This window comes from Prevotella sp. tf2-5 (assembly GCF_900115435.1).
GTDB lineage: Bacteria > Bacteroidota > Bacteroidia > Bacteroidales > Bacteroidaceae > Prevotella.
The window spans coordinates 86,817-101,821 of record NZ_FOWK01000002.1 but is presented as its reverse complement, the minus strand read 5'-3'; the positions used below and the strand labels follow the sequence as shown (position 1 = coordinate 101,821).

The window sequence follows — 15,005 nt, the reverse complement described above, 5'->3', positions numbered from 1 at the left end:
CACATAGATATGATGAAGAAAGTATTATTTACCATCGCATTACTTGCCACCTGTATCGCTGTTGGTGCACAGGAGAAGCAAGAAATCAAATCCGACAGTCTGTCACAACGTACATTCTGGGACCGCCTCAGTATTGGCGGCTATGGCGAGATCGTGTTCTCTCGTAACTTCTACAGCGACCATGTCAGCCGTTACAGTCAACCTGAGGCGCACAAGGACGACCCCAGCCACGGACGCTTCGACCTTCCACATGCCGTCATCTATCTGGGCTATGACTTCGGTAAGGGATGGACCTTCGGCACAGAGATAGAGTTTGAGCATGGTGGTAACGGTATCGCCTATGAAAAAGAAGACGAAGAAGGCGGTGAATGGGAACAGGAAACCGAGAAAGGCGGTGAGGTGGAGCTGGAACAGTTCTGGATCCAGAAGTCATTCGCCAAATGGGCAAACATCCGTGCCGGACACATCGTCGTACCTGTCGGTCTCAACAACGCCCATCATGAGCCGTTGAATTTCTTTACGGTATACCGCCCCGAGGGTGAGAACACCATCCTCCCCTCCACCTGGCACCAAACAGGTATCTCTTTCTGGGGACGCTATAAGGACTTCCGTTATGAGGCACAATTCCTTGCCGGTCTGAATGCTGACCACTTCACCAATACAGGTTGGATCCATAAGGGACATAAGTCTCCGCTGGAGTTTGATGTCGCCAACAAATACGGTATCGCCCTACGTATGGATAACTACACCGTTCCCGGACTCCGTATTGGTCTGAGCACCTACTACGGACATAGCATTGGCAACAGTTATCCCCGTAATGCCAACGGTGTGGATAATGAGTATAAAGGAGTGGTGGCAATCGGCTCTATAGATTTCACCTACAATGCCCACAACTGGATTGTCCGTGGACAGGCTGACTATGGTTACCTGGGTGATGCCGAGCAACTGAAATATGTTTATAACCGTCTGAACTCCAAGTCACCGTATAAGCACTCCGCTTTTGTCAGCAAGAATGCATACGCCATCGGTATTGAGGCCGGTTACGACATCTTCTCGCAGATTCAGTATATGCGTAACCACCACCAGAAGATGTATGTCTTCGGACGTTATGAGCAATATAATCCCTATGCCAGTAAGACTAAGGATACGGACTACGGCTATACGGAGGTGAAGCGCATGGCTTTCGGTGTCAACTACTACCCCATCAAGCAAGTGGTGGTCAAGGCAGAGTACTCCCATCGTTTCCTGAAGAAGATCTATAATGATGAGCCGTCTCTCAACCTTGGTGTGGCTTACGAGGGATGGTTTGACCTTGGTCACAAGAAACTCGCCCAACAGGAGCAATATGACGTGCAGAAGCTCAACGAGCGCATCAACCAGTTGCAACAACAGCTGGATGAGTTAAAACAAAAGACAATGTAAACCTAAATAATAAAAACGTATGAAAAAGTTATTGATTTTATCCTTTGCAGCCCTGATGGGCACCATGACATTCACTTCGTGTGGTGATGACAGTACAGGTTCCGGCAATTCTGATCCCGACGCTGGCTCTACCATTGTTGACGATGCGAAGTACAAAGATAAGAGCTATGGCAACAACGCTATTGACGCTTGCGCAAGTGTTGTGGCTCAATTTGAGAATGCAAATAACGTGATTGCGCAGTCCAACTTAACCACCGAACAAGAGAATTTTCTCTATCAGGTACTTCAGAACCTGGTTAAGAACGTCATCGTTCCTACTTATACGGACTTAGCTGATGATGTTGAGGACTTGGAGAAGACGCTGAACGGTTTGACAGTCAACAGCATCACTCAGACACAGATTAACAAGGCATGCGATGACTTCAAGGCTGCCCGTCTGAATTGGGAGCGTTCCGAAGCCTTCCTGATGGGAGCCGCCTCAGACTTCGATATCGACCCGACCATCGACTCATGGCCCTTGAACCGTTCATTGTTGCTGAACTACTTCAATAGCGGTATGAGCGATGAGATGTTGGACGATGCCACCATCCTTGGCTTCCACGCTTTGGAGTTCATCCTGTTCCGCAATGGTCAGCCACGTAAAGTCGCCGAGTTGCAGTCTAACGACACCTACAAAGGTTTTGAGAAAATCTCTGGCGCCAAGGAACTTGCTTATGCACAGACCATCTGCACCCTTCTGAAGCAGCGTTGCTATCAGTTGCAGGTCGCATGGGAAGGTGAGACTACTGCCAACGCCAGCCGTGTCGCTGTTGTGAAAGCCGCAGGGCTTGACTATGTCACAGAAAACGGACTCAGCTATAGTGAGAACCTGATTAGTGCCGGCAAGGACAGCAAGAGTACTTTTAAGACCCTGAAGGCTGCTGTCGCACAGGTCCTCTCGAATGATGAAGGCAGCTGTGTCGGTATTGCCAATGAGGTTGGTACCGCCAAGATTGCCAATCCCTTCTCTGCCGGCGACATCTCATACGTAGAGTCACCCTATAGCTACAACTCCATCTCAGACTTCCAGGACAACATCCGTTCCATCCGCAATGTGTGGTTCGGGTCTACCAACGGCAATGCGACGAGCAACAGCTTTAACGGGTTCTTTGCCAGTGTCAATCAGTCCAATGTGAATACCAGTGTCGTTAACGCATTCAATACTGCCATCTCGAATATCGGCAGCATGCCTGCTCCTTTCGTTAAGTACTGCAGCACCATCTGGGGCATTGAGTTTGTTGACGATGAGGACTGGAACGTAGAAGAGTAAACGAACAAAACAAATCCAATATGCATCAATTGAAGAGCTTATCAAAAATATTGCTCGGAATGGCTGTCATTACTATGGCAGCCTGTTCCGATGATAATACCGTCGAGAATCTCGGCAACCTCACACCCGAGGAGAGTGCCTTTGGCAAGGCGAACGATGTCTTCACCGCTGAGGAGTGGTATCCTGGCGGTCAGTTAGGAACCACAAAGAATGTCAGTTACTCCGCCCCTACTCCTGCCGTGGAGATGGTCACCGGTATGACAGAAGACTTCAATACGGGTGAGGATTTCTTCGAGCACCTGTATACCTTTGACGTAGCACCCCGTAAGGGTCTCGGTCCCGCATGGGTCCGCAATGGATGTATCGCCTGTCACCCCAGCTATGGTCATGGCAAGCGCCAGACAGAATACCGTGCCAACACCATCGGTAATGGTTACCTGTTGGTGATATACCATCCTAATGAGGCGTTTACAGAGGATGGTGTACGTTATACGACAGCACCCTCCAGCTATATCTCCGAGGTGACGGGTATGCCCCAGACACAAGCGATGTCACCTTTCAAGGCACCTATCGATGAGAATCAGATCAAGATCGAATGGAAAGACGTGAAAAAGATGCCGAGCGGTCTGGCAATGACCTTCCCTGACGGTGAGAAATACGATCTGATCTATCCTGAGGTGACGATACCTGCCACTGCCTTCAACACGAGTCCCGTACCGACCAATTACGAGGTACGTCTGGAGTCTACGATTGGTGTCTATGGCACAGGACTGATTGACGCCATCAGCGATGACGACATGCGTGAGCAGTATCGTAAAGAGGCTCCCTATGTAGAACTGAATCCCGCCATGTGGGACAAGGCTGCCAATGACTTCGCCGCTTCCGCCTATTATAAGTCTGGATACAATGATACTGGCTCACAGTATGGCACCCACGGACCCGTGAAGAAGTTCACCTATGCCATGACACGTGGTTCGTTACAGGACGGTGCCGGTGCCAATGCCATCTGGAATATCACTAACGTGACCCGTTCCGACCGTCACTGGCTCTACACCACCACCGCATGGGCACAGGCTCAGAGCGAGGACGCGGAGGTCATCGCCTATATCAAGGAGCACGGCTCCTCTCCGCTGAGTATCCTGCACCCCTATTATGCCGACGGTACCGACGAGGGCATCAGGGCTCGTGTCTATGAGGTGCTGAATACCCCCAGCATAGCCTACAAAGACACTTTCGAGAAGTATCTGCTCAACGACGAGTACTATGGCGGTGAGGAGGAGATGTCCGACAAGCAGTACTACCAGTTCATGGTATGGCACCGTGGTCTTGCCGTTCCTGCCGCCCGTGACCTGGACGACAAGGACGTACAGCGTGGTAAGACCCTGTTTACAGAGATGGGATGCGCCCAGTGCCATCGTCCGTCATGGAAGACTGGAGCAGACAACATGTGGGTAGATGCCAGCATCAAGGCTTATGCCGCAAGTATCGGCAAAGACGCCAGTGACATGTTACCCAAATATCCCTACCAGACCATCTGGCCCTATACAGACATGGTACAACACCGGCTGTTTATGGAGAACGACATCCGCACAGGCTGGTGCCGCACCACCCCACTATGGGGACGCGGTCTGTCCCGTCAGCTGACTGGTTCCGACGACCGTCTGCACGACTGTCGTGCCCGTACAGTCATCGAGGCAATCATGTGGCATGCCTACTCCAAGCAGTCGGACGCCTACAGCTCTGCCGTCAAATTCTACAACCTTCCGAAAGCAGACCGTTACGCTGTCGTGAAGTTCATAGAATCAATTTAATACACACTTTTCTTGCCAATATGGCAAATAATGTGTATCTTTGCACATAATGAAGAAAATTGTCATAGCATTATATATCGTGGTGATAGCCGTCATGGCTGTCGCCACGATTGTTGAGAAATACCAAGGGACATCTTACGTCGCCGACCATTACTATGGCTCCTGGTGGTTCTCCCTGTTATGGGCATTGCTCACTATTGCAGGCATCGCCTATTTCCTGGGTCGTAAGGTACGACGGCTCTCCACCCTTACCCTTCACCTGTCATTCGTCATCATCCTACTGGGAGCATTACTGACCCATCTCACGGCAGAGAAAGGTATTATCTATCTGCGCACAGGACAAGGTACCGACCGTTATATGACAGCGGACATGCAGCTGCACCCGCTGCCTTTCGCCGTCAGACTCGACCGTTTCGAGGTGACGTATCATGAAGGGACGACGGCGGCAGCCGACTACGCCTCTACCATCACGATGGACGACGGCACTCACCAGGAACAGGCTACCGTGTCCATGAACAATATCGTATCGTTCCATGGTGTACGCCTCTATCAGAGTAGTTTCGACGAGGATATGCAAGGCAGTATCCTTGCCATGAACAGTGACCCGTGGGGCATCCCCGTCACCTACCTGGGCTATGCCCTTCTCTTCCTCTCCCTTGTATGGATGCTCCTCGACCCCAAGGGTACCTATCGCCGACTGCTGCGCTCCCCGCTTCTGAAGCGGAGCATGATGGTATTGGCGCTCTTACATCTTACCTCTTACCTCTCACCGCTTCACGCCACCCCTCGTGTCCTTCCTCAAGAGACTGCCGAGAAGTTCGGGCAGCTCTTCATGGTCTATAACGACAGGGTGTGCCCCGTACAGACCTATGCCATCGATTTCACCAAGAAGCTCTATGGCAAGCGTTCCTATCAGGACTATACAGCGGAACAGGTGCTCACGGGCTTTGTCTTCTTCCATGACGACTGGCTCAACGAACCTGTCATCAAGGTTAAGGGGGGAGAGCTGAAGGAACGGCTGAACATGCCTGACTATGCCAGCATGAACTATTTCTTCGGGAAGAACGGCTACATTCTGGGACCTTACGTACAGGAATACTACCAAGGGCAGCAACAGGAGAGTTTCCATAAGCAGGTGGCTAAGATGGACGAGAAACTGATGCTCGTCCTGGAACTGCATAAGGGCAGCCCGCTAAAGCTCCTGCCCTATCAGGACAAGGGTATCACCAAATGGTATGCCCCCACCGACAACCTGCCTGACAGTATGAATGAGGAGCACCGCAAATATATCCGTGACGTGTTCACACTGCTGAACGGGGAGATACAGGCTGGCAACTATGAGCGTGCCAACGCCTTCATCGACAAGATGGCTGCGTACCAGAAGACCTTCGGAGGCTCTTCCCTGCCGACACCCACACAGGTCAAGGCTGAGCGTATCTATAATAAGGTGGCGTTTGCCACCATCCTCTTTATGGTATGTCTCACCATGGGTATCTTGTCGTTCGTGTTATTGGTCCTCAACAAGACACGCCACACCTTCCTCGCCCAACGGGTGATCCTTTTACTGGTATTCCTCGCCTTGTCATCAGGACTTATCCTGCGTTGGATCATCACCGGCACCATCCCGATGTCTAATGGTTATGAGACCATGCTCTTCCTCGCCTGGAGTATCATGCTGCTGGCACTGATCGTATGCCGGTGGTTCTCCATCATGCTCACCTTCGGGTTCCTGCTGTCCGGCTTCTTCCTGCTGGTGAGCCATATCTCACAGATGGACCCGCAGATCACCCATCTGATGCCAGTACTCAACTCTCCCCTGCTAACGCTCCACGTCAGCGTCATCATGATGTCGTTTGCCTTCCTCGCCTTCACCTGCGTCTGTGGTATCACGGCATTGATGATGCGACAGAAGGCTGAGGAGCTGAAACTGCTCTCCCAGCTGTTCCTCTTCCCTGCCCTCACCACCCTCGGCATAGGTATCTTCATCGGGGCGATATGGGCGAATGTGTCATGGGGAACCTATTGGAGCTGGGACCCTAAGGAGACATGGGCACTGATTACCTTTATGATCTATGCCGTAGGGGTACATGAGCAGTCTCTGTCTTTCCTGCGTAAGCCCCAATACTACCATCTGTATATGACACTTGCCTTCCTGACCATCCTCATGACTTACTTCGGGGTGAATTATTTCTTGGGAGGAATGCACAGTTATGCGTAATTCCTTTGGTTTTCCTTTTGCGTTTCTATCATTTTTTTGTACCTTTGCGGTCAAATTAAAAGACAATGGACCATCTAGTAAAGACGATAACATTCGAGAAGGCACATGCCGAGGTATCCAAGTTCGACAACGGAACGGAAGTGAGGGAATACCACGTGATGCTTCATGTGGATGATGCCACACTGACCTATTCCGAGCAGTTAGAGGCTATACTCAATGCCTATAACTCCTTGCTTGAAGGCGAACTGAAGGGAGCACGCAGCGTGTTCAAACGCTATTTCCTGAGTGACTCCGCCAACCAGGCTGACGACATCATCGTCAACGATGTGACGGACTGTGCCAAGAGCATCATTGAGCAGGCACCGCTTGACGGTACCAAGATCGCCCTGTGGGTTTATCTGCAGACTAACGTACAGACGGGTGTCGGCAAGAGCGGGCTCTATGAGGTGAGACATGGTGACTTCCGTCATCTGTGGAACGGCAGCGCTCATAACATGGCGGCAAATTCGGAATACCAGACACGTCTGCTTTTCAATGAGTATAGCATGCAACTGCTGGAGGAGGGCTGCACACTGAAGGACAACTGCATCCGCACCTGGTTCTTCGTCAATGATGTCGACCTGAACTATGGTGGGGTGGTCCGTGCCCGCAACCAGTTCTTCTTCACCCAGGGACTGACTGTCAACACACACTTCATCGCCTCGACGGGTATCGGTGGCAGACAGGCTGACCCTAACGTCTTATCACAGATGGACAACTATGCCATCGCCGGTATTGAGCAGGAGCAGATTCACTACCTCTACGCTCCCTCCCACCTCAACCGCACCAGCGACTATGGTGTGAGTTTCGAGCGTGGCACCCGTGTGGACTATCAGGACCGCCGCCAGGTGTTCATCTCCGGTACGGCAAGTATCAATAACAAGGGCGAGATCATGTATCCCAAGGATATCCGCAAGCAGACCCATCGTATGTGGGAGAATGTGGAGACCTTGCTCGCTGAGGCGGAGTGTACCTATGAGGATGTAGGCTATATGGTGGTTTATCTTCGCGACACCTCCGACTATCAGGTTGTTCACCAGCTTTACGAAGAGCGTTTCCACGGCAAGCCCTATGTCATCGTCCATGCCCCCGTCTGCCGTTCCGGCTGGCTGGTGGAGATGGAGTGCATGGCAGTCCGCAAAGTGGACAATCCACAACTCAAGGCTTATTAAAATTTACTGTCTTTTTTTAATAAGACATTCAAAAAAATCAGGTACCGACTAAAGCCCACTTTGTTACCGACTAACTGTTGTTTTGTTACCGACTAAAGCCCACTTTCATACCGATTAAGGGCTTTATTCGACTCAATTAAAGCCTTCATTTGCTAATCAACCCCTTAACCCTGAACCCTTAACCGTGAACCCTGACCCCTTAACCAGAAAATTCGGGGACTCATTGATCCACTTTCCTGTCCAAATATTTTGCTTTTGAAAAAAATGATACCTTTGCGGTGGATCACTGAGATCCCCAGTTTTCTTAACTATAAAATTCTGCCCAAAACGGAGATTATTCATTTATTTTTTTTACCTTTGCAGTGTCATGGGTAAATTTGCTTGTTTTGAATTGCAGCACAAAGATAAGTAAAACATCTGACATGACCAAATCCTGAGCCGCCAGGCTTTGCCGCTTGCTTAGCAAGAACTATTAGACGCTCAAGTATTTGTAAAGAAAGATAAACTTAAGTGCTGCGTTATTTAGGAAGAAAGGAATGATTGTGATTAAAAAGAACACGAAACAAATGGTGAGTGTAGTTTTACTAGCTTTCGTGGCAATGGCTTTTTGCCCACAGGTAGTAAATGCGCAGAAGCAGAAGAAGTTTGATGAAGCCATCGCTAAGGGATGGATTGAAACGAAAGGCTACGAATACTCAGAAAAAGTTGACAATGAGAAAAAACGTGAGAAGTTTAAGGAAAACGCCGAGAAGATGGGATATATCATCCACTATTTCGGCGTGTCGTCTGTGTATTTCTGTCGCCCCGATGAGAAACAGCAGCTTGACCGCGAGGTTATTATCGCAAGGAACAGACAATTGTTTCCGAAATTAGTAGAAAATAACAAGTCAGAATGGATTGACTTGACGGCAGATTTCAAGACAAAGGGCAAGGCTTTTATCGTGGAAGTGGAAGATTATCCGCCAAGTTCTTCTGTTATAAGAGACACACATACACATAGGCTGTCTTCTATATCGGACGTAAACTGGACTGGCGAAATAAGCAACGGTTTACTGGAAGGTGAAGGAACAGGCTATGTCTTGGCGAACAACCATCATACGACATATCTGTTCAAGGGGACTTTCCACAATGGTCTTATGATGAAGGGTAAGGTTCTGAGGAAAGGGGAGAAAGAATTCATGGTTGAGTCGTCACCTTCCGTAGATGGAATGACCTGGGTTAAGGACAATGCTCATAAAGACGGCAAATGGACTTACTTTCTTGTTGACAAGAATTATTCAAATGTCATAAATTGCGGTATCTCTGCGGTGAAGAGAGACTTTCAGAACGGCACGGCGATTGTCACATTGCGAGGGGTGGATATTGAGATTGACAAGAGGGGGGGCCTTGTTGCTATTTGCGAAGGTACAACGGAAATTCCCGATAACTTCTTGTCTTCTATTCCTCAGTTGCGGCATTCAAAATCAAAGTCGCTCGTCATTCCCTCGACAGTAACAAAGATAGGGGAGGAGGCACTAAGATTCTTAGAAAATGTGGAAAGTCTTGTTATTCCCAATTCAGTTACCAGAATTGGTAGAAGCGCTTTTAATGGCTGCAAATCGTTGAAAAATGTAAATATAGGCAATGGCATCCGCGAACTTCCATTTTATGTTTTCTATTATTGTGAAAATTTGGAAAATTGTACCCTGTCCGACAACCTGATCATTATCGGAGAAAGTGCTTTTAATAATTGTATGTCACTGAAAAGTATCAATTTGCCTAAGACATTGAAAAGAATTGATGATCAAGCTTTCTCTAGCTGTCCTATAACCAGTGTGACGCTTCCAGAATCTTTGGAGAGGATAGGAAACGAAGTGTTTGGCTGGTGTAAACGCCTAACCTCGGCTACTGTCCCAAGCCGGCTCATAGAAATAATCAAGGGAAAGAAGATATTCTGGGCTTGTGACAATCTGAAGTCTGTTAAAGTCATCGACAGATTCGGCAAAATAAAGGAAGACAGCGAATGGTACTGGAAAAATAATATGTCGAAAGAAGAAAAGGCTCGTCGTGATGCCGAAATAGCGAGCCATGAGGAGAACAAGTATGATTTCCCGTTGCCGAATTCGAAGGTAGACCAGTCTGACACTGATGGATGGCCAGGGATACTCGATTATGACCTGAGTCTACAATTAAACAAGGGATGGAAAGCACAGAAGAAACATGTGACGTGGTCTATCGGTGGCAAAAAGTATCATGCAACTATCGTAAGAATAAGCAGCAATAACTTTTGGGACTATGTATTCAACATCAGTAATGATGACTTTTTCAGTCCCAGATATGGCAGCTATAGAGATGCACTGGCTGGAGCTTATTTCTACTGGGTGAAGTCGAAAAAACGCACTTCAGGACTGCTGAAAGGAGAATTTTGGTAATTGTGACAACTTACTAACTAGTCACATTTTGTGATCGGTTATAAAATTAACACAGGGGTCTAGCACAGGGGGTCAGCCCCCTGTGGATCACGGGGTCGGTTCTAGTGATCATTTATTGTAATTAATTTGGCTGTATCAAAATATGTTTGTATTTTTGCCATCGTCAAGCATTATTCATGGAAAATATATGACCAGACTGATACGCATAGAGCAGGGGACTCTAACAGAATGAAGTGTTAAGTTACGCCCTTTCCTTTGGGGCAGGAGTCAGACAACTGTCCCAGCTGACGGGCGTTTCGTTTGGAGTTATTCAGAAACTGAAAAATGATCACTAGAACCGACCCCATGATTCAACATCTAACATACATCTCACCAAATAAGATATATCCATGTTATATGTATGTTATATGTTGTTAGAACATCTAACATACCGCAAAGCCCCTGTTTATCGGCATTTGAGCCACATCATGTTATAAGGTTATATGTTTTTCGAAAATTCATAAAAATCAGTTACCGACTGAAGCCCACTTTCATACCGACTAAAGGGCACTTTGTTACCGACTAACTGTTGTTTTGTTACCGACTAAAGCCCACTTTCATACCAATTAAGGGCTTTATTCGACCCGATTAAAGCCTTCATTTGCTAATCACCCTACCCCTGAACCATGAACCGTGAACCCTTAACCCTGACCCCTGCCCCCTTCCCCTATGAAGGCGGCACCTTCAAGGGTCGAATGTGCCGCCTTCGACCCGAGGAAGCGGCACCTTCGCAGGCAGGAGGTGCCGCCTTCGTAAAACACCCCTGTTAGTTGATTTTTATTCCGATGCCTCCTATCTCAGTAAATTCACTGAATTTGGTGAGTAAATTCACTGAATTTACTGAGTAAACACACTGAATTTACTTTCATAGGAGATATTAGCGTCAAAAGTAAACAATAATGGATACCATCACTATACTCGTTTTTACCCCATTTTAGGGGCAAAAACGCCTTTCCTTGTCACCGTTGCCGCTATGTTGTTACCGACAATCCCCTGATAATCAAGCAGTTTTGCAAGGCGGCAACGGTAACAAGGGTTTTAAAAATTACATGTAGAAGGAAACCAGGAATTTTCGATAATACCCCTAACCTCCCACTAAAAATGCCGCAAACCCCGATAAATAAAGGGCGCAAGACCAGTGGGAGGTTGTCTGAACCTCCAACTAACATCCAACCCACCTCCCACTATGTTAGAGGTTAGTGAGAGCTTAGTTGGAGGTTAGAGCAACCTCCAACTGCCCGCAAACGCCCTGTACATCGGCGTTTCAGAAGAAATCAGTTGGAGGTTAGGGGTTTGGGGGAAAACGGTTCTTAATGATCCACTTTCTTGTGTAATAATTTTGTAATGTGGAATAAAAGCCGTACCTTTGTGGTGTCGATGAAATAACTATAATGCTTATGCGAATATGGAGCGGACATCAGACAAATCTCCCGAATCACAGGAGTCAGCTACGGGGTTATATACAGGGCAAAAGTGGATCATTGAGAACCGTCCCCAAATTTCCTTCTTGGCTCTACTGATTATAAATTTATAACGAATCAGAGTTCTGTGTTGGATAAATTGTTAGACATTTTCGGTTTATAATGGTTTTATGAAGAAGTTATTCTATTTTTATATAATATTTGCAATAGGAATGGTTCTACCGGAGATTATACAAACGATAAAATCTTTGGCAGAACCTACCCCCTCTGTAGACAACCACGATCCCTTTGCGGAAAGAGATAGTGTTAGGGTTAATTTTTGTAACAATCCATCCATTGAGAATCTAAATGAAATTTGGGGAGAGATTGTGTATCAACATGGGATTAAAAAATATGACTTGTTCATGTATACTTGGTATACAGCGTTTGCGGAAAGTGACGAAAGTGGAAGATACACTGTATATAGGCTGCTTACTGATACGATATATGACAAAAATCATTATACCCCTAATTCCTCAATGTTAGAGTTTGCAAATAGAATTAAACCCATATTAACGAAATAATCGTCAAATGAATACACATAAGATTCTATCCTGTTTAAAAATGGTAATTCTGACCATCGGATGCTTTCTGTTGGGGGGAATCTGTCGGGGGTTTATTGCTATAAATATGCAGCCATTAGAACCAGATATTAGAGTAGATCATTTAAGCCACGAAGATAGTTTAAGACTTAGAATTATCAGTACTGGCGATGTAATTTCTTATTTAGAACTAAAGGACACTATTGAGAAATCAAAGTTTCCACATGAAATCTTATTCTACTCAGTTGTGATGGCTAAACAATATGGCTATAAGCCTGCATATGGTCATTTTTGTAGCCAATTAAAATCATTTTATGACAATAAAAACATGGAACCGATGGATGCCTTTACTGATAGTATTTATCATGACTTTTTGCGAAAAGCGAGTGACTCTAAATGATCCATTTCTTAGAAAACTGGGGACGGTTCTGAATGATCCACTTTCCTGTCTAAACATTTTGTAAAATGAAATAAGAGACGTATCTTTGCAACATAATTAATAACTTACGACAATGAGAACAAAACTGAGTATTTTATTTTGCACTTTGTTTGCTTTTACGCATGCACAGGTGAATCCTAAACAAGGATATATCATCACGAATGAGAATGATACAGTCATGGGAGTGATTGACTATCGGTCGGATCGTCGCAATGCCTATGAGTGTATCTTCCAAAAAGAGGGAAAGGGTGAGTATGTGTCCTATCAACCTGCTGACATCAAAGGTTATCGCTTTCTGAATAACGGTGCTTTCTATGTGACGAAGAGGGTGAGAATAGCCAATAAGGAGCAGTTGCTTTTCGCAGAGTATCTGCTCAAGGGTGGTGTCAACCTCTATTATATTAGTGATAAGGTCACGAATTATTACTATTTCGAAAGTGACGAGGGTAAGACCGGACTTGTGCAGGAACGTAACTTTTTAGACTATAATACGAAGGAGAGATGGGAAATCCGACAACAAGACATGAATGAGCTTGCCCAGGTATTCCATAAAAGCAGTGAGACGGTAGAACAACTCTGGAAGACAGATTACAACAGAGAAGACCTGACATCGCTGACCCGCAAGTACTCTGAAGAGTATTGCACGGAATATGGTGACTGCGTACAATTCGTGTATGACGAGAAGAAGACCGCCAGTATTAAGTTGCACTTCTATGCGGGAATTAGCATGAAGGCTGGTAGCATAACACCGAAGTATATCCAGTTGCAAAGGAATCATGACTTCTCGTTGTCCGCTTTCTCTCCGAATGTCTCTGTAGGTCTCGACCTGCTGTTTCCCCGTATCAGCAAGCACCTGATAGCCCAGATAGGTCTCGACCTCGGATATATCAAGGCAACCAAGGACTCCCGTCAGTTGACGGGCTGCCCATTACAGACACAATGGGGTCTTGCCTATCTGTTTAATACGGAGAAGAAGGTTTCTCCCCTAATACGTGGTGGTATCACGTTCAACCATCTGTTAGGAGCTTCCGGGAAAGGGATGGAAGGAGTCAGTGGTGACAACAAGAAGTTTCAGGACATGGATTTTGGATTTTATGTAGGGGCTGGTGCGGACATTGCCCTTGGCAAACATACGCTTCGCCTCTCCATCAATTACGATTACAGTTCTTCCATCGGTCTGTTCAACGCAATGGACAATGAGAGTCTGAAGACTTCAGCAATAGACATCAGAGCCGGTATCCTGTTTTGAACCTCAGGGAACAGAAAACTGGGGACGGTTCCTGCTCTGGCAAGCGACTTCGTCGATGACTGAATGATCCACTTTCCTATCCAATCATTTTGTAGAATGAGATAATAATCGTACCTTTGCAACATCATAAAAAATACACAATAAAAGTTCAAAAACAATGAAGAAACATTTATTATTGGCAGCATTCGTTTGCTGCGTTGCGAGTGTGAGCGCACAGAACCCGAAAGGGACGTTTTCCATCAAGCCGATGGCAGGTATCAATGTGACAGGTTTAAGTGGAGGTAATAGCGGCTTATATAAAAACAAGGTGGGCTTCACTGCTGGCGTGGAGGCAGAGTATGGCGTGAATGACTGGCTGGGTGTCTCATTGGGTGCTCTTTACTCACAACAAGGTGCGAAGATTGACAAATTTGAGCAACAGCGCGTTAACCAGGCACAAGGTGATTTTGATGTGGTGACTAAAGTCGATGGTAAGTTAAAATCCCAATATCTCAATCTTCCTTTGCTTGTCAATGCGTATATTCCAGGTGTTAAGGGACTTGCCGTCAAAGCAGGAATTCAAGTGGGATTCTGTTTGAGCAGTGACTCGGAGTCGACAACAGAGATATATGCAGTACCTGTTAAGACAGACCGATTGGAAGAGTTGGAATTCAACGACACGAAGAGTTATATGGAGGCTACCGATGTCTGCAAGTCCGTTGACTTCGGTATCCCAGTCGGGCTGTCCTACGAGTATAAGAATGTGGTGCTGGATGCCCGCTACTATTTCGGGCTGACGAAAATCGACAGGACAGAGTATCCCGAGGACTGTCGTAACCGTTACTTCAGTGTCACACTGGGCTACAAGTTCCATTTGTAGAATGAGAAAAAAGTGAATATTTGGGGACAGATAAA

The 15,005-nt window shown here is 46.8% G+C and carries 10 protein-coding genes; all 10 read left to right on the top strand.

The annotated features are described in order from the left end of the window. Positions 1–12 precede the first annotated feature (12 nt). The 10 genes from BM257_RS02430 to BM257_RS02380 all read left to right on the top strand — a co-directional run bounded on the left by BM257_RS02430 (position 13) and on the right by BM257_RS02380 (position 14,970). Positions 13–1,422, top strand: a complete 1,410-nt coding sequence (locus BM257_RS02430; RefSeq protein ID WP_255405499.1) for a hypothetical protein — start codon at positions 13–15, stop codon at positions 1,420–1,422. A gap of 19 nt (positions 1,423–1,441) precedes the next feature. After that, entirely contained in the window at positions 1,442–2,731 is a 1,290-nt protein-coding gene (locus BM257_RS02425; protein WP_092067906.1) for an imelysin family protein, read from the top strand. A gap of 59 nt (positions 2,732–2,790) precedes the next feature. Then, positions 2,791–4,542, top strand: a complete 1,752-nt coding sequence (locus BM257_RS02420) for a di-heme oxidoredictase family protein (protein WP_255405450.1) — start codon at positions 2,791–2,793, stop codon at positions 4,540–4,542. A gap of 49 nt (positions 4,543–4,591) precedes the next feature. Next, positions 4,592–6,760 (top strand): cytochrome c biogenesis protein CcsA, encoded by a 2,169-nt coding sequence (ccsA, locus tag BM257_RS02415; RefSeq protein ID WP_092067902.1) that lies wholly within the window; start codon positions 4,592–4,594, stop codon positions 6,758–6,760. 65 nt (positions 6,761–6,825) lie between these two features. After that, complete coding sequence (locus BM257_RS02410; RefSeq protein WP_092067900.1) at positions 6,826–7,971, top strand: Rid family hydrolase; 1,146 nt, start codon at positions 6,826–6,828, stop codon at positions 7,969–7,971. 536 nt (positions 7,972–8,507) lie between these two features. Then, positions 8,508–10,382 (top strand): leucine-rich repeat domain-containing protein, encoded by a 1,875-nt coding sequence (locus BM257_RS02400; protein ID WP_092067896.1) that lies wholly within the window; start codon positions 8,508–8,510, stop codon positions 10,380–10,382. 1,630 nt (positions 10,383–12,012) lie between these two features. Then, positions 12,013–12,405 (top strand): hypothetical protein, encoded by a 393-nt coding sequence (locus BM257_RS02395; RefSeq protein ID WP_143096720.1) that lies wholly within the window; start codon positions 12,013–12,015, stop codon positions 12,403–12,405. A 106-nt stretch (positions 12,406–12,511) separates the two neighbouring features. After that, complete coding sequence (locus BM257_RS02390; RefSeq protein ID WP_143096719.1) at positions 12,512–12,823, top strand: hypothetical protein; 312 nt, start codon at positions 12,512–12,514, stop codon at positions 12,821–12,823. 112 nt (positions 12,824–12,935) lie between these two features. Beyond that, a complete protein-coding gene (locus BM257_RS02385; protein WP_092067890.1) occupies positions 12,936–14,111 on the top strand; it encodes an outer membrane beta-barrel protein in 1,176 nt (391 codons plus the stop codon). A gap of 157 nt (positions 14,112–14,268) precedes the next feature. Beyond that, the gene (locus BM257_RS02380) at positions 14,269–14,970 is read left to right on the top strand and encodes a porin family protein (RefSeq protein WP_092067888.1); all 702 of its coding nucleotides are present in this window, start codon (positions 14,269–14,271) and stop codon (positions 14,968–14,970) included. Positions 14,971–15,005 lie beyond the last annotated feature (35 nt).